At 72.5% G+C, this 26,551-nt stretch carries 27 protein-coding genes; 19 read left to right on the top strand and 8 right to left on the bottom strand.

Annotated elements, in window-relative coordinates; translation table 11 throughout:
• Positions 1-600: 600 nt before the first annotated feature.
• A complete protein-coding gene (locus tag AMY39116_RS0302505; RefSeq protein WP_020416147.1) occupies positions 601-1,467 on the top strand; it encodes a DMT family transporter in 867 nt (288 codons plus the stop codon).
• Position 1,468: 1 nt separating this feature from the next.
• Here AMY39116_RS0302505 and AMY39116_RS0302510 read toward each other — a convergent pair whose 3' ends face one another.
• The 3 genes from AMY39116_RS0302510 to AMY39116_RS42120 all read right to left on the bottom strand — a co-directional run bounded on the left by AMY39116_RS0302510 (position 1,469) and on the right by AMY39116_RS42120 (position 3,184).
• Positions 1,469-1,915, bottom strand: coding sequence for a DoxX family protein (locus tag AMY39116_RS0302510; protein ID WP_020416148.1), 447 nt, complete (start codon positions 1,913-1,915; stop codon positions 1,469-1,471).
• A gap of 91 nt (positions 1,916-2,006) precedes the next feature.
• A complete protein-coding gene (locus AMY39116_RS0302515) occupies positions 2,007-2,585 on the bottom strand; it encodes a hypothetical protein (RefSeq protein WP_020416149.1) in 579 nt (192 codons plus the stop codon).
• A gap of 86 nt (positions 2,586-2,671) precedes the next feature.
• The gene (locus AMY39116_RS42120; RefSeq protein ID WP_020416150.1) at positions 2,672-3,184 is read right to left on the bottom strand and encodes a hypothetical protein; all 513 of its coding nucleotides are present in this window, start codon (positions 3,182-3,184) and stop codon (positions 2,672-2,674) included.
• Between the two features lie 108 nt (positions 3,185-3,292).
• Here AMY39116_RS42120 and AMY39116_RS0302525 point away from each other — a divergent pair, with 108 nt between their 5' ends.
• The 6 genes from AMY39116_RS0302525 to AMY39116_RS0302550 all read left to right on the top strand — a co-directional run bounded on the left by AMY39116_RS0302525 (position 3,293) and on the right by AMY39116_RS0302550 (position 10,367).
• A complete protein-coding gene (locus tag AMY39116_RS0302525; RefSeq protein WP_020416151.1) occupies positions 3,293-4,084 on the top strand; it encodes an acyl-CoA thioesterase domain-containing protein in 792 nt (263 codons plus the stop codon).
• A 61-nt stretch (positions 4,085-4,145) separates the two neighbouring features.
• A complete protein-coding gene (locus AMY39116_RS0302530; protein ID WP_020416152.1) occupies positions 4,146-4,334 on the top strand; it encodes a hypothetical protein in 189 nt (62 codons plus the stop codon).
• A gap of 69 nt (positions 4,335-4,403) precedes the next feature.
• Positions 4,404-4,997, top strand: coding sequence for an isochorismatase family protein (locus tag AMY39116_RS0302535; protein ID WP_020416153.1), 594 nt, complete (start codon positions 4,404-4,406; stop codon positions 4,995-4,997).
• Positions 4,998-5,004: 7 nt separating this feature from the next.
• Positions 5,005-5,913, top strand: coding sequence for a GlxA family transcriptional regulator (locus tag AMY39116_RS0302540; protein ID WP_027935562.1), 909 nt, complete (start codon positions 5,005-5,007; stop codon positions 5,911-5,913).
• A gap of 94 nt (positions 5,914-6,007) precedes the next feature.
• On the top strand, positions 6,008-7,279 hold the full coding sequence (locus AMY39116_RS0302545; protein ID WP_020416155.1) for a glycosyltransferase 87 family protein: 1,272 nt from the start codon (positions 6,008-6,010) through the stop codon (positions 7,277-7,279).
• Between the two features lie 4 nt (positions 7,280-7,283).
• Positions 7,284-10,367: a carboxyl transferase domain-containing protein gene (locus AMY39116_RS0302550; protein WP_020416156.1), complete on the top strand. Its 3,084-nt coding sequence runs from the start codon at positions 7,284-7,286 to the stop codon at positions 10,365-10,367.
• A gap of 222 nt (positions 10,368-10,589) precedes the next feature.
• Here the strand turns inward: AMY39116_RS0302550 and AMY39116_RS0302555 are convergent, their stop codons facing one another.
• Positions 10,590-11,567: an aldo/keto reductase gene (locus AMY39116_RS0302555; protein ID WP_027935563.1), complete on the bottom strand. Its 978-nt coding sequence runs from the start codon at positions 11,565-11,567 to the stop codon at positions 10,590-10,592.
• A gap of 100 nt (positions 11,568-11,667) precedes the next feature.
• On the opposite strand from AMY39116_RS0302555, the gene AMY39116_RS0302560 reads away from it, so the two are divergent.
• The 7 genes from AMY39116_RS0302560 to AMY39116_RS0302590 all read left to right on the top strand — a co-directional run bounded on the left by AMY39116_RS0302560 (position 11,668) and on the right by AMY39116_RS0302590 (position 18,241).
• Positions 11,668-12,342, top strand: coding sequence for a DUF998 domain-containing protein (locus tag AMY39116_RS0302560; protein ID WP_020416158.1), 675 nt, complete (start codon positions 11,668-11,670; stop codon positions 12,340-12,342).
• Between the two features lie 74 nt (positions 12,343-12,416).
• Positions 12,417-13,178: a beta-ketoacyl-ACP reductase gene (locus AMY39116_RS0302565; RefSeq protein WP_020416159.1), complete on the top strand. Its 762-nt coding sequence runs from the start codon at positions 12,417-12,419 to the stop codon at positions 13,176-13,178.
• A 2-nt stretch (positions 13,179-13,180) separates the two neighbouring features.
• Positions 13,181-13,633 carry a MaoC family dehydratase gene (locus AMY39116_RS0302570; RefSeq protein WP_017982953.1) on the top strand — a complete coding sequence of 151 codons (453 nt, stop codon included), beginning with the start codon at positions 13,181-13,183 and terminating at the stop codon, positions 13,631-13,633.
• 84 nt (positions 13,634-13,717) lie between these two features.
• Positions 13,718-14,737 (top strand): phosphotransferase family protein, encoded by a 1,020-nt coding sequence (locus AMY39116_RS0302575; protein WP_020416160.1) that lies wholly within the window; start codon positions 13,718-13,720, stop codon positions 14,735-14,737.
• A 2-nt stretch (positions 14,738-14,739) separates the two neighbouring features.
• Positions 14,740-15,960, top strand: a complete 1,221-nt coding sequence (locus AMY39116_RS0302580) for an acyl-CoA dehydrogenase family protein (RefSeq protein WP_017982955.1) — start codon at positions 14,740-14,742, stop codon at positions 15,958-15,960.
• Positions 15,957-17,144 carry an acyl-CoA dehydrogenase family protein gene (locus AMY39116_RS0302585; protein WP_020416161.1) on the top strand — a complete coding sequence of 396 codons (1,188 nt, stop codon included), beginning with the start codon at positions 15,957-15,959 and terminating at the stop codon, positions 17,142-17,144. The genes AMY39116_RS0302580 and AMY39116_RS0302585 overlap by 4 nt, the downstream gene beginning before the upstream one ends.
• Complete coding sequence (locus AMY39116_RS0302590; protein WP_020416162.1) at positions 17,141-18,241, top strand: acyl-CoA dehydrogenase family protein; 1,101 nt, start codon at positions 17,141-17,143, stop codon at positions 18,239-18,241. The genes AMY39116_RS0302585 and AMY39116_RS0302590 overlap by 4 nt, the downstream gene beginning before the upstream one ends.
• Before the next feature lie 463 nt (positions 18,242-18,704).
• Here the strand turns inward: AMY39116_RS0302590 and AMY39116_RS0302595 are convergent, their stop codons facing one another.
• The 3 genes from AMY39116_RS0302595 to AMY39116_RS0302605 form a co-directional block, all read right to left on the bottom strand.
• Positions 18,705-19,280 (bottom strand): TetR/AcrR family transcriptional regulator, encoded by a 576-nt coding sequence (locus AMY39116_RS0302595; protein WP_020416163.1) that lies wholly within the window; start codon positions 19,278-19,280, stop codon positions 18,705-18,707.
• An 84-nt stretch (positions 19,281-19,364) separates the two neighbouring features.
• On the bottom strand, positions 19,365-20,150 hold the full coding sequence (locus AMY39116_RS0302600; RefSeq protein ID WP_020416164.1) for an SDR family oxidoreductase: 786 nt from the start codon (positions 20,148-20,150) through the stop codon (positions 19,365-19,367).
• Entirely contained in the window at positions 20,147-20,902 is a 756-nt protein-coding gene (locus AMY39116_RS0302605; protein ID WP_020416165.1) for an SDR family oxidoreductase, read from the bottom strand. The genes AMY39116_RS0302600 and AMY39116_RS0302605 overlap by 4 nt, the downstream gene beginning before the upstream one ends.
• A 110-nt stretch (positions 20,903-21,012) precedes the next feature.
• On the opposite strand from AMY39116_RS0302605, the gene AMY39116_RS0302610 reads away from it, so the two are divergent.
• From AMY39116_RS0302610 to AMY39116_RS0302630, 5 genes are all read left to right on the top strand, one after another.
• Positions 21,013-21,624, top strand: a complete 612-nt coding sequence (locus AMY39116_RS0302610) for a TetR/AcrR family transcriptional regulator (protein WP_017982961.1) — start codon at positions 21,013-21,015, stop codon at positions 21,622-21,624.
• Between the two features lie 87 nt (positions 21,625-21,711).
• The gene (locus AMY39116_RS0302615; protein ID WP_020416166.1) at positions 21,712-22,821 is read left to right on the top strand and encodes an epoxide hydrolase family protein; all 1,110 of its coding nucleotides are present in this window, start codon (positions 21,712-21,714) and stop codon (positions 22,819-22,821) included.
• Positions 22,822-22,830: 9 nt separating this feature from the next.
• Positions 22,831-23,289, top strand: coding sequence for a nucleoside deaminase (locus AMY39116_RS0302620; RefSeq protein WP_017982963.1), 459 nt, complete (start codon positions 22,831-22,833; stop codon positions 23,287-23,289).
• 9 nt (positions 23,290-23,298) lie between these two features.
• A complete protein-coding gene (locus AMY39116_RS0302625) occupies positions 23,299-24,258 on the top strand; it encodes an isopenicillin N synthase family oxygenase (protein WP_020416167.1) in 960 nt (319 codons plus the stop codon).
• Between the two features lie 217 nt (positions 24,259-24,475).
• Positions 24,476-25,846, top strand: coding sequence for a cytosine permease (locus tag AMY39116_RS0302630; protein ID WP_020416168.1), 1,371 nt, complete (start codon positions 24,476-24,478; stop codon positions 25,844-25,846).
• Between the two features lie 3 nt (positions 25,847-25,849).
• On the opposite strand, the gene AMY39116_RS0302635 is transcribed toward AMY39116_RS0302630, so the two are convergent.
• The gene (locus tag AMY39116_RS0302635) at positions 25,850-26,497 is read right to left on the bottom strand and encodes a nitroreductase family protein (protein WP_027935566.1); all 648 of its coding nucleotides are present in this window, start codon (positions 26,495-26,497) and stop codon (positions 25,850-25,852) included.
• Positions 26,498-26,551 lie beyond the last annotated feature (54 nt).

Genomic DNA, 26,551 nt, shown 5'->3' on the forward strand with positions numbered 1-26,551 from the left:
CTCCGCCCCTATCGCCCCGCCCCAACCCACCATCGGCGCCCGGCGCCTCCACGCCGTCGCCATCCAGCCCCTCGGCCCACCGCGCTCGCGCAACCCACCGCGCCCCTCGGCGCTGCGCTCTCCCAACCCTCCGCAACCTCGACCCACCGCACCTCGGTCCAACGCCCCCCCAACCCAGCACCGCCCCCACGGCCCGCCGCGTGGTCGCGGCCCGCCGCGTCTCTCACCCGACTGCACCCCTCGGCCGCCGCCCCATGCCCTCCGCGCCCCCGGCCCGCCGCCTGCGGCGGCCTCCGCGGCAGCGCCCCTATCGCCCCGCCCCAACCCACCATCGGCGCCCGGCGCCTCCACGCCCTCGCCATCCAGCCCCTCGGCCCGCCGCCCCCGGCCGGCCTCCGCGGCAGCGCCCCTTGCCCCTCCGCCCTCCCCGCCTCCACAGCACCACCCATCCCAACCCACCACCCCTCGCCCCTCCGCGCTCCCCCGGCCCGCCGCCTGCGGCGGCCTCCCCCGCCCAAGCCATCCCCGGCCCCTCTGCGCAGCTCACCCGCCCGCACCCGCTGCCGTGCGCGCCATCCGCGCGCGTGTCACCGTGATGATGTGCTGACCGTGCTGCTGGCCGTGCTCGCCGCCGTCGCGAATGCCGCGGGTGCCGTTCTCCAGCGGGCCGGGGCGCGGAAGCAGCAGGGCAGCGACCTGGACGTCGGCGCGCTCAAGGGGCTCGTCCGGACCCCGGTGTGGGTCGCGGGGGTCGTCGTCATGCTCACCGGGCTCGTGTTGCAGGCGGCGGCGCTCGCGACCGGGCCGATCGTCCTCATCCAGCCGATCATGGTGTCCGAGCTGGCGGTCACGCTCGTCCTGGCGGGGCTGGTCTTCCGCACCCGCCTCGGTGTCCGGGACTCGGTCGCCGCGGTCGGGATGGCCGTCTCGGTCGGGCTGCTGCTGTTCGCGCTCGCCCCGGGCGGTGGGGACACCCGCGGCGTCTCGGCGCTGGAGTGGCTGCTCGGCTGCGCCGTGACGATCACCTGTGTGGCCGTGCTGTTCGTGGCGGGCAAGCGGGACGAGACCACCCACAGCGCGGCCTTCCTCGGCGCGGCGGCGGGGTTGTGGTTCGGGTTCACCGCGGTCCTCATGGCCGGGGTGACCGCGGCGCTCACGGCGGGCGGCGTGCCGGGGTTGTTCAAAGCCTGGCAGACCTACGCGATGCTCGTCGCCGGGCCGGCCGGGTTCTTCCTGCTGCAGACAGCACTCCGGGCCGGGCGGCTCGTCGCCGCCCAGCCCGGGCTCGTCCTGGCCAACCCGCTCGTCGCGCTGGGCTGGGGCCTGCTGGTGTTCGGGGAGCACGTCCGCGGCGGGCCGTGGATCGCGCTGGAACTGGTGGCCGCCGGCGGCCTGGCCGGGTGCACCGTGCTGCTGGCCGGATCGCCGCTGCTGCGCGACGAGGACCCGGCCCCGCAGCCCGCCTGACTCACACCCCGGCCGGGACGCGCTCCACCCGCTCGGCCGCGCGGCGCCGCACCAGGCCGCTCAGCGCGAACCGGCCCGGGCCGGCGACCGCGATCAACAGGAACACCCACGCGTACAGCGCCGCGGTCTCGCCCATGTTCTGCAGCGGCAGCAGGGCCAGCGGCTGGTGCACGGTGAAGTAGGCGTAGGCCATCGCGCCGGAGCAGATCAGCGCCGCGCCCCGGGTGCCGAGGCCGAGCATCACCAGCACCCCGCCGCCCAGCTCGATGACGCTCGCCCACCAGGCCGGCCACGCCCCGAGCGGCGCGGCGGCGCCCTGTCCGTCCATCCCGCCGAACGCGCCGAACCCCTGCAGGCCGTGAAAGGCGAACAACAGTCCGACCACGATGCGGACGACGCCCAGGACGACGGGGGTGAGCTGGGTCTGCGAAACCGGAATGCGAGCCATGATCGATCCTTCCTCCGAAGTTGCTGTCATCAACACGTCGAAGGAACCCGGGCCGGATCGACAACTCGCCCCGACTATTTTTCCGGTGAGGTCACCACTGCTGCGGCGGCGGGCCGTAACCCGGCGGCGGCGCCTGGTAGGGGCCGGGCTGCTGCGGCGGGCGCTTGCCCCACTCGCACCAGCGCGCGGTGAGCGGCACCAGGGCGAGGACCAGCGTGGCGATCGCGGGCGACAACACGGCCAGCAGACCGCCGACGCCGCCACCGATCGCCGCCGCGCTGTCGAATTCGCTGTTGAAACGGTCGTCCGAGGACAGCACGATCAACGCGACGAGGCCCTGCACGATGTGCAGCGCGCTGCCCGCGGCGACGAGCCAACGGCCCGCGGACTTGCGCAGGAACAGCAGGATCGCGCCGGGCAGCAGGGTGGCGAACTCGATCAGGTACACCGTGCCCTGGAAGATCACGAGCCACTTGAGGTCCTCGACCACGTCGTCGAGGACGCCGAAGTTGGCGATCCCGATGGCGACGCCCCACAGGGCGCCGAGGACGGCGAGCACCCCGGCGGTGATCGCGGTGCCACCGCTGGGCGGCTGCTGGACGGAGTACTGCTCGCCCGGGTAGGGCGGGGGCGCGGCCGGGTACTGGCCCGGCTGGGGCGGGTACGTCATGGGAACCTTCCGATCGGACTTGACCGGCGTGATCCAAACAGACGAGCCGCCCGCGCGTGGCGGAAGTGACCGATTCGCGACCCGGATCACCACTGCGAGTGAGGCGCCCAGGTGTACGGGCCGGGCCGCGGCGCGCACCACCGCGCGGTCGCCGGGACCAGCGCCAGTACCAGCGTCACGACGGCGGGCAGGATCTGCAGGAACACGATCGCGAAGTCGCCGTGGACGTAGGACGGCCCGGCCTTGTCGACGTAGACCAGGTCGGCCAGCTCGTACCCGACGCCGGCGACGAGGGTCTGGACGACGTGCAGCGCGCTGCCGCCCACCAGCAGCCACCGCCCGGCGGCCTTCCGGGAGAACAGCAGCACCGCCCCGGTCAGCAACAGCACGAACTGGACCAGATAGCCCATGCCGCGCATGCCGAGGACCCACTGCACGCCGGTGGCGGTCTCGTCGATCGCGGCGAGGTTCGTGACCGCGGCCGCGATCGCCCACAGGGCGCCAAGGCACCCCAGGACGCCGGCGGTGATGGCCGTGCCGCCGCGCGGCTGCCGCGGGCGCTGGAACGGACCGGACGGAGGCGGAGGCGGAAACGTCATGTGCCGACCCTTCTCGCGGGGGACCGCTCCGATCACAGCAGGAGTTCCCGCCCGGTGTGGCGGAAGTGACCGATCCGGGACCTGACGTTCGACGCCTAAGATCACCCGGTGGCCCAGACCGAGCAGCAGCAGGCGTTCTTCACCGCCGACGGCGACGAGCTGGCCCCGGCTCCGGTGGCGCGCAGCTGGTGGAACCCGGAGATGATCCACGGCCGCCTGCTGGGCGGGCTCACCGCGCGGGCGCTGGAACGCGAACACGCCGCGCCGGGCCTGCACTTCAGCAGGCTGACCGTGGACCTGTTCCGCAACGCGCCGCTCGCCCCGGTCCGCGTCGAGACCACGCTGGTGCGCGACGGGCGCCGCATCCGGGTCGCGGATGCCTTCGTGCACGGCGCGACGGGGCTCGTCGCCCGCGCGACGGCGGTGTTGCTGCGCAGCGGTGAGCAGCCCGGCGCGCCCGTCCCGGCCACCCCGGCCTGGGACGCGCCGCCGCCCGAGGAACTGTGGGAGCCGCGGGAACAAGGCTGGGCGATCTGGCGGTTCGACGAGCACAACCAGCCGCTGCGCACGGGCCGCGGAACCGGGCGGCGGCGGGCGTGGCTGCGTGAGTCCCGGGAACTGGTCGAGGGCGAGGCGCTGTCGCCGTTCGTGCGGGCCGCGCTGGCCGCCGACACCGCGAGCCCGCTCGCCCACGCCAGCGCCGGGAGCCTGGACTTCATCAACGCCGACTACACGTTGTCGCTGAGCCGCTTGCCGCTGTCGGACGCCATCGGACTGGAGTCCTCGGGTCACCTCAGCGAAGACGGGATCGCCGTCGGGCACTGCACCCTGCACGACACCGCAGGGCCGATCGGGTTCTGCCTCACCACGGCGGTCGCGAACCCGGGCCGCAAGGGCTGACAGTCCCGTTTGGGCGGCCGGCCGTCGGGAATCCCGACCGGATCACCGATGGGAGGCTCCCATGAACGGCAACGCGAACAACCAGCCGGAGTCGGCGCCGGGGATCCCGGAGTCCGATCCGCCGCAGGGCGGCCCGAACGCCGACAACGACACGCCCAACCCGGCCGACCTCGCACCCGGCTTCGGCGGCACGTCCCGCACCCGGCCGCTGAGCACCGAGGAGGAGGACCAGACCGGGAACGGCTCGTGACCGGATCGGTCCGCACTCCGGCCTGATCCAGCCTGCCGTTGCCGGCGCCGGAACCGCAGACTCGACGGCATGAACGAAGCACTCGTCGTCGTGGACATTCAGGAGTCGTTCCGGCAGCGGCCGGGCTGGCGGCTCACCGCGAACCCCGCGGTGGCGGAACGGGCGGCCCTGCTCGCCGAGCACACGCGCGCTCGCGGTGGGCTCGTGTGCTGGGTCTTGCACAGCGAACCCGGCAGCGGCACGGTGTTCGACCCCGCGCTCGGCCACGTCCGGCTGATGGACGGGCTGACGCCAGCCGAGGGCGAGCCGCTGCTCACCAAGACCGCGCACAACGCCTTCACCACCACGAACCTGCAGCAGATCCTGGTGTCGCGTGGAATCCGGCGGCTCACCGTCTGCGGCATCCGCACCGAGCAGTGCTGCGAGACGACCGCCCGGCTGGCGTCCGATCTGGGCTACGACGTCACCTTCGTGACCGACGCGACGACCACCGACCCGATCCCGCACCGGGACGCCCCTGCCGGGCGCACGCCGGAGGAGATCCTCGCCGATCCGCGCACCCTCGGCACGGACGAGATCATCGCCCGCACCGAGTACGCGCTGGCCGGACGGTTCGCCGCGATCCGCGGCGTCGCCGAGCTGACCGGAGTGGGCGTAGGCTGACCGGATCGTGACCCGTGTGGCCTTCCTGCTCCTCCCCCGCCTGCACCTGCTGGACCTCGCCGGGCCCGCGCAGGTGTTCTCGACAGCCCGCGACCTGGGGCTGGACTACGAGCTGGCCTACCTCGGTGAGCGCGCGACGGTGGAGACGGCGCAGGGCGTGCCGGTGACGGCGGAGCGGGACTGGCCGGACCTGTCCGCGGGCGATCTGGTGGTCGTGCCGGGGTGGCGGTCGCCGCGGCTGACGGCGGCGCCGCTCAGCGCGGCGGGGCTGGCGTGGGTGCGGGCGCACCACGAGCGGGGCGGCACGGTGGCGAGCGTGTGCTCGGGCGCCGACGCGCTGGGCCGGGCGGGCCTGCTGGACGGCCGCCGCTGCACGACGCACCACGAGCTGCAGGACGAACTCGCGGAGCGCTACCCGGCGGCGACGGTGGTGCGGGACGTGTTGTTCGTGGTCGACGACCGGGTGGTGACGTCGGCCGGGATCGCGAGCGGCATCGACCTGGCCCTGCACCTCGTAGCTGCGCGGCACGGCCCGGCGGTGGCGGCGCGGGTGGCCAGGTCGATGGTGGTGTACGCGCGCCGCAACGGCGACGAGCAGCAGGCCAGCGCGATGCTGCGGCACCGGTCGCACGTCAACGACACTGTCCACCGCCTCCAGGACCTCATAGACGCGCGGTTCGCCGGCCCGCTGAAGCTGGCCGAACTGGCGGCCGCGGTGGGCTGCAGCGAGCGCACGGTGACGCGCCTGTTCACCCGCGCGACCGGGCTGACCCCGTTGCGGTACCAGCAGATGCTGCGGCTGGAACGCGCCGAGCACTTGATCGGCCACGGCTCGACGGTGGAAGCCGCCGCGCGGGCCGTGGGTTTCGAGGACGCCCGCATGCTGCGCCGGCTCCGCGCGCGCACCGGTCGCTGAACCGGGGGACCTCCGGCTCCGCGGCGGCGTGCCGGTGCCAAGATGGCGATCTTGGGGGACGTGGCAGGGGGCCGCGTCGTGACTGGGGGACACGATGACGGCGCTCGGCCACGGACGGCTCACCCACGCCCGCCTGCGCTGGATCACCCGCGCCGCCGCCGCGGTCCTCCTCCTCACCACGGTCGGCTGGGTTCTGCTGTTCCAGGGCTTCCTCGACCTGCACGTCTACCGCACCGGCGGCTTCGCCTGGCGGACCGGCGCCGCGCTGTACGAGCCGGGCTTCGCGGCTCTCGTGCCGGGCATGCCGCTGCCCTTCACCTATCCGCCGTTCGCCGCGATCCTCTTCGCGCCCGTCGAGCTCCTGCCGTGGCACGTGGCCAAGTTCGCGATCAGCCTCGCGTCCGCGGCCGCCCTCGCGGTCACCACCACGATCACCGCCCGGCGCCTGATCGCCGACCGCGCCGCCGCGGACGCCCTCGGCATGTCGGTGGCCGCCCTGTGGGCCCTGTTCGAGCCGGCCCGGCAGACCATCGGGTTCGGGCAGATCAACCTGATCCTGATGGCCCTGGTCGCCGCCGACTGCCTGCTCCCCCGCACCCGCTGGCCCCGCGGCCTCCTGGTCGGCGTGGCCGCGGCGATCAAGCTCACCCCGGCCGTCTTCGTGCTGCTGTTCCTCCTCCGCGGCCGCTACCGGGCCACCGCCACCGCCGTCGCGTCCTTCGCCGCGTGCGGGCTCGCCGCCCTGCTGCTCGCGCCCCGCGACTCGGCGCAGTACTGGCTGCACACCCTCTTCGACCCGGAACGCATCGGCGGCCTCGCCTACGCCTTCAACCAGAACATCCAGGCCGTCCTGGTCCGCCTGCTGCCCGCGAGCACCCTGCTGTGGGCCGTGCTCGCCGCTGCCGTGATGGCACTGGCCGCGGCCGCCGCGCGCCGTGCCCGCGACGACGTCACCGCCCTGCTCGCCATCGCCGCCGGCGGGCTCCTCGCGTCGCCGGTGAGCTGGTCGCACCACTGGGTCTGGGTCCTGCCCGCCGCCGTGGCCGTGCTCGTCCGCGCCCCGCGCTGGACCCCGGTCCTGCTGGTCTTCGTCGTCGGGCCGCACTCGTGGCTACCGCAGACCCACGACCTCGAGATGCACTGGACGTGGTGGCAGCACCTGCTCGGCTCGTCCTACGTGCTGGTGACCATGGTCGCGCTGTATAGGCCGTTATACGCCGGGAATCCCACTCCGGCCGGGATCGTTGAACAAGACGGCCGCCGGTTTCGCCCGTCCCGATCTGGCGACACCGGCGGCCCTGGTACCGGCACCGCCCGCCCGGTAGCGTCCGGGGAGTCCGAGGACGTGATCAACACGGTGAGGTGAGACGGTGCCGTCCCTGCTCGTCGCGAACCGGGGCGAGATCGCCGTCCGGATCATGGGAACCGCCGCCGGACTGGGCTTCCGCACCGTCGCCGTGTACCCGGCGGACGACGCCGACTGCGCCCACGTCACCCGCGCCCACCACGCCGAATGCCTCGACGGCACCTACCTCGACGCGGCCGCGATCGTGGCCGCCGCGCAGCGCACCGGCTGCGAGTTCCTGCACCCCGGCTACGGTTTCCTGTCCGAGAGCCCCGAACTCTCCCGCCGCTGCGCAGAGGCCGGAATCCGCTTCGCCGGACCGTCCCCGGAAGCCCTCGAACTGTTCGGCGACAAGACCCGAGCCCGCGCACGCGCCCGTGAGCTGGGCATTCCCGTCCTCGCGGGCACCGACGGCCCCACCGACCCGGCCACGGCCGAGGCGTTCTTTGCCGAGCACGGCGCGGTGATGGTCAAGGCGCTGGCCGGTGGCGGCGGCCGCGGGATGCGGCCGGTGACCGACGCCGCCGACCTGCCCGCCGCGCTGCGCCGGTGCGCGTCCGAGGCCGCGGCCGCGTTCGGTGACGGCTCGGTCTACCTCGAACGACTCCTCCCCCGCGCCCGCCACATCGAGGTGCAGATCGCCGCCGACGGTGAGACGGTGCTCGCGCTCGGCGACCGGGACTGCAGTCTCCAGCGACGACGGCAGAAGCTCGTCGAATTCGCGCCCGCCGCGCTTGACCGGGACCTGCGAAAGCGTTTGCACCAGGCGGCCACCGTGCTCATCGGGTCCACTGTGTACCGCGGTCTGGCCACTGTGGAGTTCCTGGTCGACGGCGGTGAATTCGTGTTCCTGGAGGTGAACCCGAGGCTCCAGGTCGAGCACACCGTCACCGAGGAGGTCACCGGGCTCGACCTGGTCGAGATCAGTCTTCGCCTCGCCGCGGGCGAGTCGCTGGACCGCACTGTCCCCGAGCCGCGCGGGGTGGCGCTCCAGGCCCGCGTCAACACCGAAACGGTGCGGCCGGACGGCACCGTGTTGCCCGGCGGCGGCGCGCTCACCGCGTTCCAGCCGCCCACCGGGCGCGGCATTCGTGTGGACACCCACGGCTACCCGGGCTACGCGGGCAACCCGCGCTACGACTCGTTGCTGGCCAAGGTGATCGTGACCGGACCCGACCTCGCCGCGGCCGCCGCACGGGCCCGCCGCGCGCTCGGCGAGTTCGCCGTCGCCGGACCGCCGACGAACCTCGCCCTGCTCCGGGCGCTGCTGGCCGAACCGCTCGACGCGGTCGACACCACGTTCGTGGACCGCCGCCTGCCGGACCTGGTGGACGAGATCACCGGACCGGCCGCCGCGCCGGGCACGGTCACCGCGCCGCAGCAGGGTGTCGTGGTGCAGGTGTGCGTGGCCGAGGGCGAGACCGTCACGGCCGGTGCGGAACTCGTCGTGCTCGAAGCCATGAAGATGGAGCACGTGATCACCGCCGAGCGGGGCGGCGTCGTGCTCGGTGTCGCGGTCAAACCGGGCGACACCGTGACGGCCGGGGCGGTGCTGGTGACCCTGCGGGAGAACGGCGACACGACCACGGCCGGCGAGGTGACCGAGGCCGACCTGGACCACGTGCGGCCGGACCTCGCGGAAACGCTGGCGCGGCACGAGATCGGCCTGGACGCCGCCCGTCCGGACGCGGTGCGCAAGCGCCACTCCGCCGGGCGGCGGACCGCGCGCGAGAACGTCGAAGACCTGTGCGACCCCGGCAGCTTCACCGAGTACGGCGCACTCGCGATCGCCGCGCAGCGCCGGCGCCGGGACCTCGGCGACCTGATCCGCCGCACCCCCGCCGACGGCATGATCACCGGCACCGCGACCGTCGGCGGCCGTCCGGTCGTGGTGCTGGCCTACGACTACACCGTGCTCGCCGGCACGCAGGGCGTGCACAACCACCGCAAAACCGACCGGATGCTGCGGATCGCGCGCGACCGGAAGCTGCCGGTCGTGCTGTTCGCCGAGGGCGGCGGTGGCCGGCCGGGTGACACCGACACCTCCGCGGTGGCCCAGCTGGACGTGCCGACGTTCCGGATGGCCGCCCAGCTGGCCGGCGAGGTGCCGACGGTCGCGATCGTCTCCGGCTACTGCTTCGCCGGGAACGCGGCGCTCGCCGGGGTGTGCGACGTGGTGATCGCGACCGCGGGCAGCTCGCTGGGCATGGGCGGCCCGGCGATGATCGAGGGCGGCGGGCTCGGTGTCGTCGCGCCCGGTGACGTCGGGCCGATGCCGGTGCAGTACGCCAACGGCGTCGTCGACGTGCTGGTCGCCGACGAGGCCGAAGCGGTGGACGTCGCGCGGCGTTACCTGTCCTATTTCACCGGCCCGGCCGAGGCGGGCGAGCCGCACGACCAGCGCCGGTTGCGGCACCTGGTCCCGGAGAACCGGGTCCGCGTCTACGACGTGCGGCCGGTTCTGTCCACAGTGGCCGATCCGGGCAGCCTGCTCGAACTGCGGTCCGGGTTCGGCGCCGGGGTGATGACCGCGCTGGCCCGGATCGGCGGGATCCCGGTGGGCGTGCTGGCGAACAACCCGGGCCACCTGGGCGGCGCGATCGACGGCGACGCCGCCGACAAGGCCGCGCGGTTCGTGAACCTGTGCCGCGCGCATTCCCTGCCGGTGGTGTCCTTCGTGGACACTCCCGGGTTCATGGTGGGCCCGGAGGCGGAGAAGACCGCGACGGTGCGGCGGTTCGGGGACCTGTTCGTCGCCGGGGCGCGGCTGGCCGCGCCGCTGGTCGCGGTGGTGCTGCGCAAGGCGTACGGCCTGGGCGCGATGGCGATGACCGGCGGCTCCCTGCACGCGCCCGCGCTGACCGTGGCGTGGCCGACGGGCGAGTTCGGCGGCATGGGCCTGGAGGGCGCGGTGCGGCTGGGTTTCCGCAAGGAGCTGGAGTCGATCGCCGACCCGGAGGCCCGCCACGCCCGCTACACCGAGCTGGTGGCCGAGTACTACGAGCGCGGCAAAGCCCTGAGCACGGCGACGGTGTTCGAAATCGACGACGTGATCGACCCGGCGGACACCAGGGAACGGATCGTCCGCACCCTCACCGCCACCACCTGAACGCAGAACTCACCCCCAGGACGGTGGGACTCGCGCCCACCGCGAGTCCCACGCTCAAGCACGCGAGTCCCACGCTCAGGGGCGCGAGTTCCGCGGTCAGGCGCGCGAGTTCTGCGCTCGTGGTGCCTTACTCCACGGTCACGCTCTTCGCGAGGGTTGCGTGGCCGGTCCATCTCCTGCCCGAGCTCCCGCGCGAACCGGTAGGCCAGCCGAGCCGACGGCTCACCAGCGGTCGTGCACCTGCGCGCGGATCCGCCGGTCGTACAGCTCCCGCACCGCCTCCAGCGTCGACTGCGGCAGCGGCTCCAGCCCGGCCGCCGCGGCGTTGGCGCGCGCCTGCTCCGGGGACCGGGCGCCCGGGATGACCGACGTCACCCCCGGCTGCTGGATGATCCACCGCAGCGCCGTCTGGGCCGGCGTCGCGCCGGCGGGGGCCAGCGACGAGAACTCCGCGGCCGCCTCGACGCCCGTCGCGTAGTCCACCCCGCTGAACGTCTCGCCCTGGTCGAACGCCTCGCCGTGGCGGTTGAACGTGCGGTGGTCGTTCGCGGCGAACACCGTCTCCTTCGTGTACCGGCCGGACAGCAGGCCGGACGCCAGCGGCACCCGCGCGATGATCCCGACCCCCGCTTCGGCCGCGGCGGGCAGCACCCGCTCCAGCGGCTTGAGCCGGAACGGGTTGAGGATGATCTGCACGCTCGCGGTGCCCGGCCGGGCGATCGCGGTCAGCGCCTCGTCGCAGGTCTCCACGCTCACCCCGTACGCGGCGATGCGCTTCTCCGCCACCAGCGCGTCCAGCGCGTCGTACACCGCGTCCCGCGAGTACACCGGCGTCGGCGGGCAGTGCAGCTGCACCAGGTCGAGCGTGTCCACCCCGAGGTTGGCCCGCGACCGGTCGGTCCAGGCCCGGAAGTTGTCGAGCGTGTACTCGTCCGGGTCGAGCGGCGCGCGCCGGCCCATCTTGGTCGCCACGAACACGTCCGGGTGGTCCCGCAGGAACCGCCCGATGATCTGCTCGCTGCGCCCGTCGCCGTAGACGTCCGCGGTGTCGAAGAAGGTGACACCGGCCTCGGCCGCGGCCGACAGCACCGCGAGCGCCTGCTCCTCGCCGACCTCGCCCCAGTCCGCGCCCAGCTGCCACGTGCCGAGCCCGACCACTGACACCGCCCGGCCGGTCCGGCCGAGTACCCGTTGCTCCATGCCGCCGATACTAGGCGCACCCACCGACAGTCCCGCGACGGCGCGGAAACCGCCCGTGAGATCACAAAACCCCCACACCCGCGCACTTAAACTGGACCGGGTGACCACCACCCCGGCCCTCGCCCGTGCCCCGCGGATCCTCGCCCTGGCCTGCCTCGCCGCGATCGCCGGGGGCGCCGCGCTCGTGCTGCTGCTGCAGTTCCTCCCGCCCACCGACCAGATCAGCCCGGTGCGCCGCACGCTCAGCGAGTACGCGCTGAGCGCCAACAAGTGGATCTTCGACGTCGCGGTCCTGCTGATCGCGGTCGGCTCCGCGGTGCTGTTCGCCGCGCACGTGCTGATGCGGGCGCTGCCGGTGCGCTCGGCCGCGGTCGTGCTGGGTGCACTGTGGACGGTGAGCCTGCTGGTGGTCGTCGCGTTCCCCAAGACCGACTGGTCCGTCGGGCCGAGCCTGGGCGGCGTCGTGCACCGCTACGCCAGCGTCGTCGGGTTCGTGTGCCTGCCGGTCGGGCTGCTGTTCGCCGCGCGCCGCATCTTCCCGGACTCGCCGGGCTGGCGCTGGGCGGCGCGGGTGCTGGCGATCGTCTCGCTGGCGTGGTTCGGGCTCATCCTCGGCGCGGTCGGTTACATGCTGGCCGGCGGCGGCCCGTGGTGGCGCACGATCCCGCTGGGCCTGGTGGAACGCCTGCTCGCGGCCACCGAACTGCTCGCGCTCGCCACGCTGGCCGTCCCGTTACTACGATCGAACCGAGCCGAGGTGACCCAGGTCACTTAGGCGCTCCGGGCCGGAGGCGAGTAGCTTTCTAAGCGCTCGCTTACCGACGCGCTCAACGACGAGGAGGAGTTCCCGTGACCGAGTCCCACTCCCGGGTCGCCATCGTGACCGGCGCCGGCCGAGGCATCGGCGCCGCGGTCGCGCGCAAGCTGGCCTCGGACGGTTTCGCCGTCGCACTGCTGGACCTCAACGAGGAGTCCGTGAAGCAGGGCGCGGAGGACATCGTCGCGGCCGGCGGCAAGGCCATCGGGGTCGCGCTCGACGTCAGCAACACCGAGCAGGTCGAGGCCGCCGTCGCCCGCGTCGCCGAGGAGCTGGGCGCGCCGACCGTGCTGGTCAACAACGCCGGCATCACCCGGGACAACCTGCTCTTCAAGATGACCGACGAGGACTGGGACTCGGTCATGAACGTGCACCTCAAGGGCTCGTTCCTGATGACCCGCGCGGTCCAGAAGCACATGACCGAGCAGCGCTGGGGCCGGATCGTGAACCTGTCCAGCACCTCGGCGCTGGGCAACCGCGGCCAGGTCAACTACTCCGCGGCCAAGGCCGGCATGCAGGGCTTCACCAAGACGCTGGCCATCGAGCTGGGCAAGTTCGGCGTCACCGCCAACGCGATCGCCCCGGGGTTCATCGAGACCGACATGACCGCGGCGACCGCCGAGCGGCTGGGCGTGCCGTTCGAGGACTTCAAGGCCTTCGCCGCCAAGGAGATCCCGGTGCAGCGCGTCGGCAAGCCCGAGGACATCGCCAACACCGTGTCGTTCCTGGTCAGCGAGGGTGCGGGCTTCGTGTCCGGCCAGGTCATCTACGTCGCCGGCGGACCGAAGGACTGAGCATGCGCGTCTTCAACGGGCTGGACGAGTTCACCGCCGCGGTCGGCGAGCAGCTCGGCGCCAGCGACTGGCACACCGTCACCCAGGAGCAGGTCAACACCTTCGCCGACGCCACCGGCGACCACCAGTGGATTCACGTCGACGTCGAGAAGGCCAAGCAGGGCCCGTTCGGCGCGCCCATCGCGCACGGGTTCCTGACGCTGTCGGTCCTGCCGCTGCTCTCGGCAGCCACCTACCGCGTCGACGGGCTGAAGATGGGGATCAACTACGGCCTGAACAAGGTCCGGTTCCCGCAGCCGGTCAAGGTCGGCTCGAAGATCCGCGGGGTCGCCGAGCTGGCCGAGGTCACCGACGTGCCCGGCGGCAAGCAGGTCGTGACTCGGTGGACCATCGAGATCGACGGCGAGGCCAAGCCGGCGTGCGTGGCCGAGTGGGTCACGCGCCTGATCGCCTGACGCGCGAGCCCGCCTCCGGGCGGGCTTCCGCTACGGTGAGGACATACCGACTGGTCGGTATAGCTATTTGGACAAGGAGGCCCAGTGACCCAGCAGGACCTGCCCGGACTCGACCTCGCACGGCTGCGGGACTACCTGGACGAGCACTCCCCCGGGCTGGTCGGCGGCCCTCTGACCGGTGAGGTGGTGCAGGGCGGCCGCTCGAACCTGACCTACATCGTGGGCGACGGCACGAGCCGCTGGGTGGTCCGCAGGCCGCCGCTGGGGCACGTCCTGCCCACCGCGCACGACATGACCCGCGAGCACCGCGTGATCAGCGCGCTCGCGGACACGCCCGTGCCGGTGCCGCGGACGATCACGCTGTGCCAGGACACCGAGGTGCTCGGCGCGCCGTTCTACGTGATGGAGTTCGTGCCGGGCACGCCCTACCGCGCCGCGAGCGAGCTGGAGGCGCTCGGGGCGCAGCGCACGAAGGCGATCGCCGAGTCGCTCATGGACACCCTGGTGGACCTGCACGCGGTCGACCCGTCCGCGGTGGGGCTGGGCGACTTCGGCCGTCCGGAGGGGTTCCTGGAGCGGCAGGTGCGCCGCTGGAAGAAGCAGCTGGACGCCTCGCGCAGCCGGGACCTGCCGGGCGTCGACGACCTGCACGACCAGCTGGCCCGCGCCATCCCGGCGTCCGGGCCGGCGGCCGTCGTGCACGGCGACTACCGGCTGGACAACGTGCTGGTCGACGAGACCGACCGCATCACCGCGGTGCTGGACTGGGAGATGTCCACGCTCGGCGACCCGCTGACCGACCTGGCCCTGCTGGTGGCCTACGCCGAGCGCGGCAAGGTCAACCTGGAGATCGTCTCCAACGTCAGCACCGCCCCCGGCTACCCGGGCACGGACGAAATGATCGCCCGCTACGCGGCCCGGTCCGGGCGGGACGTCTCGGCGCTGGACTGGTACGTCGGGTTCGCGTTCTTCAAGCTCGCGGTGATCCTGGAAGGCATCTACTACCGGTTCAGCCAGGGCAAGACCGTCGGCGCCGGCTTCGACCAGATCGGCGCCGCGGTGGTCCCGCTCGTCACCCTCGGCCTCGACACCCTCAAGGACTGATCATGGATTTCACGTTCGACGCCAAGACCGAGGAGCTGCGGATGAGGCTTCTCGAGTTCATGGACTCCCACATCTACCCCGCCGAGCCGGTCTACGAGGAGCAGCTGGCCGAGCGCGAGAACGAGTGGACCTTCCCGCCGGTCGTCGAGGACCTCAAGGCCGAGGCGCGCAAGCGCGGCCTGTGGAACTTCTTCCTGCCCGGCGAGCACGGCGCGGGGCTGACGAACCTGCAGTACGCGCCGCTGGCCGAGATCACCGGCCGCAGCCCGCACCTGGCGCCGGTCGCGCTGAACTGCTCGGCGCCGGACACCGGGAACATGGAAGTGCTCGCGATGTTCGGCACCGAGCAGCAGCGCAAGCAGTGGCTGCAGCCGTTGCTGGACGGTGAGATCCGCTCGGCGTTCGCGATGACCGAGCCGGACGTGGCGTCCTCGGACGCGCGAAACATCGGCACCAGCATCCGCCGCGACGGCGACTCCTACGTGATCACCGGGCGCAAGTTCTACATCACCGGCGCGATGAACCCGAACTGCAAGATCTTCATCGTGATGGGCAAGACCGACCCGGACGCCGAGCCGCACCGCCAGCAGAGCCAGATCCTGGTGCCGCGGGACACGCCGGGCGTGCACGTCAAGCGCGGCATGAACGTGTTCGGCTACACCGACGGCTCCCATGGCGGGCACGCCGAGGTGGTCTTCGACGAGGCGCGGGTGCCCGCGGACAACCTGATCGGCGAGGAGGGCGACGGGTTCGCCATCGCGCAGGCCCGCCTCGGGCCCGGCCGGATCCACCACTGCATGCGCTCGATCGGCATCGCCGAGCGGGCCATCGAGATGATGTGCCGCCGCACGCTGGGCCGGTCCACGTTCGGCAAGCCGATCGCCGAGCAGGGCGTGGTGCAGGACTGGATCGCCGAGTCCCGCGTGAAGGTCGAGCAGCTGCGGCTGCTGGTGCTCAAGACCGCGTGGCTGATGGACACCGTCGGCAACCGCGGCGCGCACACCGAGATCCAGGCGATCAAGATCGCCACCCCGAAGACCGTGGAGTGGATCCTGGACAAGGCGATCCAGGCGCACGGCGCTGGCGGGCTGTCCCAGGACTACCCGCTCGCCGAGATGTGGGCGGGGATCCGCACGCTCCGCTTCGCCGACGGACCGGACGAGGTCCACAAGCGCTCGCTCGCCCACCGCGAGCTGAAGAAGTACCGATCGGAGGCCCGATGAGCACGCTGACCGCCGACGACCTGCGCGCGCGGGTGGGCGAGTTGCTCGCCGCCCACCCGCCGGCGAGCACGGACCGGCTGGAGTTCCTGCGGGCGCGGTTCGACGCCGGGCTGGCCTGGGTGCACTACCCGGCCGGCCTCGGCGGCCTGGACGCGCCGCGTGAGCTGCAGAACGTCGTCGAAGCCGAGCTGGCGAAGGCCGGCGCGCCGGACAACAACCCGCGCCGCATCGGCATCGGGCTGGGCATGGCGGCGCCGACCATCCTGCGGTTCGGCACGGAGGAGCAGAAGAAGCGCTACCTGCGTCCACTGTGGACCGGCGAGGAGGTGTGGTGCCAGCTGTTCAGCGAGCCGGGCGCCGGATCGGACCTCGCCGCGCTGGGCACCCGCGCCGTCCAGGACGGGGACGAGTGGGTGGTCAACGGGCAGAAGGTGTGGACCTCGGTCGCGCACATCGCCCGGTTCGCGATCCTGGTGACCCGCACGAATCCGGACGTGCCCAAGCACCAGGGCATGACGTACTTCATCTGCGACATGACCGATCCCGGTGTCGAGGTGCGGCCGCTGCGGCAGCTCACCGGTGAGGCCGAGTTCAACGAGGTGTTCCTGTCCGGGGTCCGGATCCCGGACGCGAACCGGCTCGGCGCGGTCGGCGAGGGCTGGAAGGTCGCGCAGACGACGCTGATGAACGAGCGCGTGGCGATCGGCGGCAACGCGATCCCGCGCGAGGGCGGCCTGATCGGGATGGTGTCGCAGACCTGGCGGGACCGTCCGGAGCTGCGCACGCCGGAGCTGCACGACCGGTTGCTGAAGTTGTGGGTGCAGGCCGAGGCGGCGCGGCTGGCCGGGACGCGGTTGCGCCAGCAGCTGGCCGTGGGCGCGCCGGGGCCGGAGGGCTCGGCGATGAAGCTGGCGTTCGCGAACCTGCAGCAGGCGCTGACCGGGCTGGAAATCGAACTGTCCGGTGAGGACGGTCTGCGCTACGACGACTGGACGTTGCGCAGGCCGGAGAAGGTCGACATGCTCGGCCGCGGGCCCGGGTACCGCTACCTGCGGGCGAAGGGGAACTCGATCGAGGGCGGCACCTCCGAGGTGCTGCGCAACATCATCTCCGAACGTGTGCTCGGGCTGCCGTCCGAGCCGCGGGTGGACAAGGACGTCGCGTGGAAGGACCTGCCGCGGTGAGCGATCTGCTGTACTCCGAGGTCGAGGAGGACCTCCGGGCGAGTGTCCGTGACCTGCTGACCGATCGGGCCGGGTTCGCGTCCGTGCTGGCACGCACGGAAAGCGCCGAGCCGTACGACCTGAAGCTGTGGCGCACGCTGGCCGCGGACCTCGGGCTGGCCGGGCTGGCGGTGCCGGAGGAGCTGGGCGGGCAGGGCGCGTCGTACCGCGAGGTGGCGGTCGTGCTGGAGGAGCTCGGGCGGTCGGTGGCGCCGGTGCCGTTCCTGGGCAGCGCGGTGCTGGCGACGGCGGCGCTGCTGGCAGCCGGTGACACCGAGCTGTTGCCGCGGCTGGCGGGCGGTGAGCTGATCGGCGCGCTGGCGGTGCCGCTGACGACGGCGCCGGACGCGGGTTTCCCTGGCGGCGTGTCGGCCAACACGGAGGGCGCGCTGAGCGGTTCGGTCCGGACGGTGGCGGACGCGTCGGTGGCGGACGTGCTGATCGTGCCCGCGGTGGGTCCGGACGGCCCGGCGCTGTACGCGGTGGAGAAGGCCGGCGCGACGGTGACCGAGGTGGTGTCGCTGGACCTGACGCGGCGGCTGGCGGACGTGTCGTTCGACAACGCTTCGTCGCGGCTGCTGGCTTCCGGGCCTGGCGCGGAGTCGGCGCTGCGGCAGGCGTTGCTGGTGGGCGCCGGGTTGCTGGCGTCGGAGCAGGTCGGGGTCGCGCAGTGGTGTCTGGATGAGACGGTCGCGTACCTGAAGCAGCGCTACCAGTTCGGTCGGCCGGTGGGTTCGTTCCAGGCGCTGAAGCACCGGTTGGCGGACCTGTACCTGGAGATCGTGTCCGCCCGCGCGACGGCGCGCTATGCCGCGGACACGCTGGCTACGGGTGATGCCGATGTGCCGGTCGCGGTGGCGGTGGCGCAGTCGACGTGCTCGGCGGTCGCGCTGCACGCCGCCGAGGAGTCGGTGCAGCTGCACGGTGGCATCGGGATGACCTGGGAGCACCCGGCGCACCTGTACCTCAAGCGCGCCAAGAGCAGCGAGCTGGCGCTCGGCACGCCCGGGCGGCACCGGGCTGCGTTGGCGGGGTTGGTGAATCTGCCGCCGGCGTGAGTTGCCGGGGTTTGTGGGCTTGCGGGTTTGCGGGGGCCGGTGCCGGGTGGCGCCGGCCCCCTTTTTTTCTGGTCTGGTGGCCGTTCGCGATGGTTGGTCCAATGATGGCCAACCGCGCCCACACCGGTGGGCACCTCGCGTCGCACGGTTTGACATCGCACGCCGCGCGAGCGTGCATCTCGTGGCTCCTCCACACCAGTGGGCACCTCGCGTCGCACTAATGGTCATGTCACGCCCACACGAACGAACACCTCATGGCCGCGCCGCGCGAATGGACACCTCACGTCCGCACCGATGGGCATTTCGTGACTGCACTGATGGGCCAACCGCGCCCACACCAGTGGGCACCTCGCGTCGCACTAACGGGCTCCTCGTGGCACCACGAGCGCGTCTCGCGCCCACGACTTGCGAGCCGGGACGACGCCTCAACGGCGTACAGCATCACCTCGCCCGCGAACCCCGATCAGGGCCGCAGCGAATCGACCAGCAGATCGGCGTAGTGGGCGCCGACCTCCTGCGCACTCAGCCGCCCGTCGCTGCGGTACCAGACCGCCAGGTGGTGCACCGAGCCGAAGAAGAAGTCCACCACGATGTCCGCCGGTTTGTCCGTCCGGAACACGCCCTCGCGCTGGCCCTCTTCGATCAGCGACCGGAACAGCACGTGGTAGCGCCGCCGGTCGGAGCGCACCGCTTTGCGCTTGTCGGGGCTGAGCTGGTGCATGGACTGGAAGAAGATCGTCGTGTCGTCGAGGTTGTCGATGCTGCTCACGACCACGTCCGCGGCAGCCGCGTGCAGACGTGCGCTCACCGGCTCGCCACTGGCCGCGACCTTCTCCAGCTGCTCGGTCTGCAACCGCAGAACGCGGCCGTAGATCTCGTGCAGCAGGTCGTCCTTCGAGCCGAAGTAGTGGTACATCGCGCCCTTGGTGACGCCGGCCGCGGCCACGATCTCCTGCACCGACGTGCGGTCGAACCCCCGCTCGGCGAACAACCGCGTCGCCGCCGACAGCAGCCTCGCCGGCACCGGCTCCTCGGTCATCCGCACGTCCTTCCTCGACCGGCACACAGCATATCCGCGGCCCCGGTCGCACATCCCCGGGCGATGCGCGACCGGCGCCGGCGGTCACTCCCCCAGCGCGGACTCCACCTTGCGCTGCAGCTTGTTCATCCCGCCCAGCCACCGGTCCGTCTGCGTCGCGCGGGTGGCGTAGTACTCGGCGACCTCGGGGTGCGGCAGGATCAGGAACCGGTCGTCCGCGAAGGCCTCCATCACCGTGTCGGCCACCTGGTCCGGCTCGATCGCCGAGGCGCCCATGATCAGCTGCCCGCCGACACCCGTCGCGGCGAGCATGTTCGTCCGCACCCCCTGCGGGCAGATCGCCTGGACCGTGACGCCGCGGTGCCGGTACGTCGCCGACAGCCACTCGGCGAACGCCAGCGCGCCGTGCTTGGTGACCGAGTACGGCGCGGACCCCAGGCTGGTCAGCAGCCCGGCCGCGGACACCGTCGCGAGGAACCGGCCCCGCCCGCGCTCCAGCCACCCGGGCAACAGCAGGTGAGCCGCCCGGACGTGGGCCATCACATTGACGTCCCACGCCCGCGCCCACACCTCCTCGGGCACCTCGGGCCCGCCGTGCGGGGCGATCCCGGCGTTGGCGCAGAACAGGTCGATCGCGCCCAGCTCGTCGGACGCCCGCTCGATCAGCGCCGCCACCCCGTCGACCCCGGCCGCGTCGCCGGCGACCGCTATCCCGCCGACCTCCGCGGCCACCGCCTCGGCGGCCGGGCCGTCCAGGTCCGCCACCACGATCCGCGCGCCCGCCGCGGCGAACCGGCGCGCCAGCGCCGCCCCGATCCCGCCGCCACCGCCGGTGATGACGACCCCGGCGCCCGCCAGTTCGAAGCTCACAGCCCGCCTCCCAGGGTCACGCCGCCGTCGAGGACCACGGTCTGCCCGGTGATCCACCCGGCCTCGTCGGACAACAGGAACGCCACCGCGCCCGCGATGTCCTCCGGCACGCCCAGCCGCTTCATCGGGTACGCCGCGGACACCTCCTCCTCGCGGCCTTCGTACAGCGCGGTGGCGAACTTCGTCTTCACCACGGCCGGGGCGACCGCGTTGACCCGGATCTTCGGCCCCAGCTCCACCGCCAGTTCCTGGGTCAGCCGGATCACGGCCGCCTTGCTCACGCCGTACATGCCGATCCCGGGCGAGGCACGCAGCCCGGCGATGGAGGCGACGTTGACGACCGACCCGCCGTGCTCGCCCATCCACGCGTCGCGCGCGTGCCGCAGCCAGGCCAGCGGCGCGAGCACGTTGACGGCGAGGATCTTCGCCGCGGCCGTGGGGTCGATGTCCAGCACCGGGCCGTAGACCGGGTTGATGCCGGTGTTGTTGACCAGCATGTCCAGCCGCCCGAAGGCCTCGACCGTCTTCGCGACCGCCTCCTCCTGGTGCGCCGCGTCGTCGGCCTTGCCGGGCACCGCGATCGCCACGCCCGGCCCGCCCAGCTCGTTCACCGCGTCGGCGAGCGGTTCGGGCTTGCGGGCGGTGATGCACACCCGCGCGCCGCGCTGCACCAGCTCGCGGGCGATGCCGAGGCCGATGCCCCGGCTCGCACCGGTGACGATCGCGACGCGGTCCTTGAACGAGTTCACCATCGGGCTCCTGTCTCCTGTCCACCTTGACTAAGCGCTCGCTTACAATGGGAACGGCCAGACCGCCGTGTCAAGTCTCCCGCCAGGCGGTTCTCTACTGGGAGGATTCCGCCATGACGATCTCGCTGTCCGCCGAACTCTGGCCGGAGGTGCAGCCGGACGCGGCACGGCGGCTGATGCTGGCCGGTGTCGAGTCCTTCGCCCGCCGCGGCTACCACGCCACCACGACGCGCGACATCGCGAGCGCGGCCGGCATGAGCCCGGCGGCGCTGTACGTGCACTTCCCGTCGAAGGCCGCGCTGCTGTTCGCCATCAGCAAGAGCGGCCACCAGCAGACGCTCGACCTGGTCGAGGACGTCGCCAAGCGCGCCGACGAGCCGAGGGAGCGGATGCGCCGCATCGTCGCCGACTTCGTGGCCTGGCACGCGCGGCGGCACACCGTGGCGCGCGTCGTGCAGTACGAGCTGCAGGCGCTGCCCGAGCAGGAGTACCAGGTGGTGGCCGACCTGCGGCGCCGCATCGAGCACCTGGTGCGGGGCGTCATCGAGGACGGCGTCGCGCAGGGGCAGTTCGTGGTCGCCGACGTCAAGACCGCCGCGCGAGCGGTCCTGTCGCTCGGCGTCGACGTGGCGCGCTGGTACAGCGAGCGCACCGGCAAGACGCCCAAGGCGCTCGGCCGCGAGTACGCGGATCTCACCCTGCGCATGCTCGGCGCTCAGCCCTGACAGCGACGGTGCCACGACGGCCACGGTACCTCACATACTAAGCGGTCGGTAACCTCGTTCCCGCGTGATCGGCGCTACCGTCACGACATGAGCGAAATCCGGCCGTTCCACCTCGACGTCCCGCAGTCCCAGCTCGACGACCTGCGCGCGCGCATCGACCTGACCCGCTGGCCGGACGAGCTGCCGGGCGCGGGCTGGAGTTACGGCATCCCGCTCGGCTACGTCCAGGAGCTGACCCGGTACTGGCGCACGAGCTACGACTGGCGCGCGCACGAGAAGCGGCTCAACGAGCTCGGCCAGTTCACCACCGAGATCGACGGCCAGCGCATCTACTTCCTGCACGTCCGCGCGGCCGACGACGACGCGCTGCCGCTGATCCTCACGCACGGCTGGCCCGGTTCGGTGGTGGAGTTCCTGCCGGTGATCGAGGCGCTGTCGGCGCGGCACCACCTGGTCATCCCGGCCATCCCCGGCTACGGCTTCTCCGGCCCGACCACCGACACCGGCTGGGACGTGCCGCGGATCGCCCGGGCCTTCGCCGAGCTGATGCGCCACCTCGGCTACGACCGCTACGGCGCGCAGGGCGGCGACTGGGGCTCGGCGATCTCGCGCCAGCTGGGGATCGACGACGCCGCCCACGTCGCCGGGGTGCACGTCAACATGCTCGGCACCGCCCCCTCCGGCAACCCCGCCGAGCTGGACGAGCTGTCCCTGGCCGACAAGGAGCGGCTGGGACGGCTCGAGCGCTACCAGCGCGAGCTGTCCGGCTACATGAAACTGCAGTCGACGCGCCCGCAGACCCTGGCCTACGCGTTGCACGACTCCCCCGTCGGCCAGCTCGCCTGGATCGTCGAGCGGTTCCAGGAGTGGACCGATTCGGACGGCACCCCGGAGGACGCCGTCGACCGGGACCTGATGCTGACCAACGTGATGATCTACTGGCTGACCGGCACGGCCGGGTCGTCGGCGCGCCTGTACCGCGAATCGGCCCGCAGCTGGGGCAAGCAGCCCGGGGTGGACGTGCCGATGGGCGTGGCGGTGTTCCCGCACGACATCGTGCTCCCCGTGCGCCGCCTCGCCGAGCGCGACCACAACATCGTGCGCTGGACGGAGTTCGACCGCGGCGGGCACTTCGCGGCGATGGAGGAACCCGACCTGTTCGCCGAAGACGTCCTGGCGTTCTTCGCTTCGCTCTAGAGTGGGCGCATGCTGAAACCCGATCCCGGCCGGCTGCTCGCCGTCGCCCGCGAAGAGGCCCTGCTCGGCAAGTCCGAGGGCGGCGTGCCGATCGGCGCGGCGTTGTTCACTGTGGACGGTGAGCTGCTCGGCCGGGGCCACAACCGGCGGGTCCAGGACGACGACCCGTCGATGCACGCCGAGACCGCGGCCTTCCGCAACGCGGGCAGGCGCCCGCACTACCGCGACACCGTGATGGTCACCACACTCTCCCCCTGCTGGTATTGCAGCGGCCTGGTGCGCCAGTTCAGCATCTCCCACGTGGTGATCGGCGAAGCCCGCACCTTCTCCGGTGGCCACGACTGGCTGGCCGGGCTGGGTGTCGGCATCACGATCCTCGACGACCCCGCGTGCGTCACGCTGATGACGGAGTTCATCGAAGAGCGCCCGGATCTGTGGTTCGAGGACATCGGGGTCGAAACTTCCTGAGGAGCTGCCATGTCACCGTCCGTTCCGCTGATCGACCTGACGTCCTGGTTCGACGGCACCGGCCGCGAACGGGTGGCCGCCGAGGTGGACCGCGCGCTGCGGGAGTCCGGCTTCCTGCTGATCACCGGGCACGGCGTGCCGGACGAGCTGCGCGCGCGGGTGCGGTCGCGGGCGCGGGAGTTCTTCGCGCTGCCCGCCGAGGTGAAGCGGCGGTACGCGGTGACGGTCGGCGGGCGCGGCTGGCTGCCGCCCGGGGTGGAGGCCAACGGCTACGCCGAGGGCACCGAGACCCCGCCGGACCTCAAGGAGTCCTACTCGGTCGGCGCGGACGCCGCGGTCGGGGTGCCGGAGGTCGACGAGTTCTGGTTCCAGCCCAACGTGTGGCCGTCGGAGGTCCCGGAGTTCGCGGCCGCGTCACGCGAGTACATGGCGCGGATGCGGCAGCTGTCGGACGAGCTGCTGACGGTGTTCGCGGCGGCGCTCGGCCTGCCCGCGGACCACTTCACCCGGCACACCGGGCACCCGACGTACACGTTCAACATCAACTGGTACCCGGCGCTGAACCGGGTCGGCGCGCCGGAGCCGGGGCAGTTCCGGATCGGGCCGCACACCGATTTCGGCACGGTGACGGTGCTGGACCGCCAGGACGGGGTCGGCGGGCTGCAGGTCTGCACCAGTGACGGCGAGTGGGTGGACGCGCCGTTCGACCCGGCGGCGTTCACGGTGAACATCGGGGACCTGATGGCCCGCTGGACGGGCGACCGGTGGCGCTCGACGCGGCACCGGGTGCTGCCGCCGTCTGCGGACGCGCCGGACGAGGACCTCGTGTCGCTCATCTTCTTCTACGAGACCGACCACGACGCGCGGATCACCTCGCTCGCGCCGCCGCTGGGGCGCACGGCGTACCCGGAGGTCGTGGCGTCGGAGTACCTGCGCGGCAAGCTCGACGCGATCACCGTGGCCCCCTGACCCGGGCGGGCCAGGGGGCGCCACGACGTCAGTTGCGGCCGTACTCCCCGCCGCAGTCACAGCAGTTGCCGCAGTTGCAGTTGCCCGGCGTCTCCATGGTGGTGTCCCTTCCGTTCGGAGGTCGTTCGCCGTCCTGGTCGCCGGGCGGTCCGGGATAGTTCCGCCGTTCACCCGATGGTGCAACACGGACGCAACATCGACTGCCTACGGTGCTGCCATGGCGACCACGACAGGGCGAAAAACGGGCGAATACGGCGAAAAAGTCGTCGCGGTCGAACCGGGCGGTGTCGAGCCGGTGCCCGCGGCGGAGCGGCACGGCAGGCCGCGGCAGCTGTTCTGGACCTGGGCCTCGCCCAACCTGGAGTTCGCCACGATCTTCGTCGGTGTGCTGGCGGTGTCGGCGTTCGGGCTGAGCTTCGCGCAGGCGGTGATCGCGGTGGCGATCGGCAACGGGCTGGGCGCGGTGTCGCACGGCGTGCTGTCGGCGCGCGGGCCGCGGTTCGGGGTGCCGCAGATGGTGTTGAGCCGGCTGGCGTTCGGCTACCGCGGCAACGCGGTCCCTGCCGCGTTGATGTCCGTGACCGCGGGGATCGGCTGGTTCGCGGTCAACAGCGTCAGCGGGGCGTTCGCGCTGAACACGCTGACCGGGATGCCGGTGCTGCTGTGCCTGGTGATCGTGGTGGTGCTGCAGATCGGGATCGCGTTCTTCGGGCACAACCTGGTGCAGGCCTACGAGCGCTGGATCTTCGGGGTGCTGGCGGTGGTGTTCGCGATCGGGGCGGTGGTCACGTTCACGCAGGCGTCGCCGGGCGCGGTCGGCGGGACCGGCGGGCTGGGCGGGTTCCTGCTGACGGTCGGGGCGGCGTTCGGGTACACCGCGGGCTGGAACCCCTACGCGGCGGACTACACGCGGTACCTGCCGGAGTCGGTGAGCAGCCGGGCGGTCGGCTGGGCCGCGGGCGGCGGCCTGTTCCTGTCGACGACAGTGCTGATGGCGACGGGTGCGGCGTCGGCCACGTTGGGCGGCGGGGACGGCAGCCCGACGGCGGCGTTCACCGGGCACATGCCGGGGTGGTTGTCCGCGCTGACGTTGCTGGCGATCGCGCTCGGGGCGGTGGCCGCGAACGCGCTGAACGTCTACTCCGGAGCGCTCGCGTTCCTCACGCTGGGCGTGGAGCTGCCGCTCGCGTGGCGGCGGGCGGTGGTGGCGGTCGCGTTCGGGGTCGTCGGGTTCGTGCTGGCGTGGCTCGGGCTCGCCGACGCGGGGACGGCCTACGAGCACTTCCTGCTGGTGATCGCGTACTGGGTGAGCCCGTGGCTGGGCGTGGTGTTCGCCGACCAGCTGATGCGGCGCGGGCAGGGCGGGCTGGCGGGCCTGCTGCCGGACACCGGGCGGTGGGGCTGGCAGGGGCTGGTGTCGTTCCTGGTGGCGGCGGTGGCGTCGATCGGCTTGTTCGCGAACCAGACGCTGTACGCCGGCCCGGTGCCGCGGGCGGTGCCGGAGGTGGGCGACGTGACGTGCTTCGTCGGGTTCGCGCTGGCGGCCGCGTTGTACGCGGTGGTGGGGCGCCGCTGGGCGCGGAGCTGAGGCTCACCAGCGGTCCCAGTGCAGGACCTCGCGCCGGTCGATGCGCGGCGCGGGCCGGAATTCGGTGCCGAGGGTGAAGGCGAGCGGCACGAGCGCGGCCAGCATGACCTCGTCGTGCGGCACGCCGAGGGTGGCGGCGAGTTCCTTCTCCAGCGGCGCGTGCGCGGTGGTCCAGACCGTTCCGAGGCCGCGGTTGCGCGCGGCGAGCATGAAGCTCCAGACGGCGGGCAGGATCGAGCCCCACGTCATCGCCTGGTCCAGCACCGGCGCGTGGTCGGTGCGGCCCTCGACGGCCGGGATCACGAAGGCCGGCACCCGGTGGATGTTGTCGTAGAGGTACTGGGCGCCCTCGCCGATGCGCCGCATCGACCCGGGATGGGCAGTCATGCGGCGCAGATCCTTGTCGGTGAGCGGCCGCCCGCTCGCCAGCTGGACCGCGCGCCGGAAGATGCCGGCCACCGCGGCGCGCTCGGCCTTCCCGGTGACGACCAGGAAGTGCCAGCGCTGGCGGTTGCGTCCGGTCGGGGCCTGGGTGGCGAGGTCGACGCACTCCTCGATGAGGCGCCGCGGCACGGGCCGGGTGAAGTCGAGGCGCTTGCGCACGGCGCGAGTGGTGGACAGGACCTCGTCGGCGGTCAGATCGAGCGTCATCGGCGTCTCCCAGATCATCTGTAAGCAGATTGTTTGCGACCATACGGTTGCGAT

Origin of the sequence: Amycolatopsis sp. ATCC 39116 (genome assembly GCF_000231075.2) — a bacterium.
Taxonomy (GTDB): Bacteria; Actinomycetota; Actinomycetes; order Mycobacteriales; family Pseudonocardiaceae; genus Amycolatopsis_E; species Amycolatopsis_E tucumanensis.